Source organism: Psychrobacter sp. 16-MNA-CIBAN-0192 (assembly GCF_040309565.1).
GTDB lineage: Bacteria > Pseudomonadota > Gammaproteobacteria > Pseudomonadales > Moraxellaceae > Psychrobacter.
The window spans coordinates 1-232 of record NZ_JBEOOX010000769.1 but is presented as its reverse complement, the minus strand read 5'-3'; the positions used below and the strand labels follow the sequence as shown (position 1 = coordinate 232).

The following is a 232-nucleotide window of genomic DNA, read 5'->3' as shown; positions in this document are numbered from 1 at the left end:
CACTCAACCATGTCGTAAGAATTAGTAACAGGCTTTAACGAGAACAACTTCATGATTTACCATCCCAATTAGCATTTTTACGCATCATTACGCTGGCTGGCATCATATGATTTTTAATTTTTATTTTCACGCCTCGTAATGCATTTATGAAATCGAGCTTATTTACTTTGGTTCTTAAACTAGTAGACACCCAAACTTCATAATTATGGCGATGCAGCCTTCTGTGAGAAAC

At 36.2% G+C, this 232-nt stretch carries 1 protein-coding gene; it reads right to left on the bottom strand.

Going from position 1 to position 232, the window contains the following annotated elements; all coding sequences use genetic code 11:
• Window positions 1-49: 49 nt before the first annotated feature.
• Window positions 50-232, bottom strand: a 183-nt coding sequence (locus AAEY78_RS15150; RefSeq protein ID WP_352340349.1) for a hypothetical protein, incomplete at its 5' end; no start/stop codon positions are given.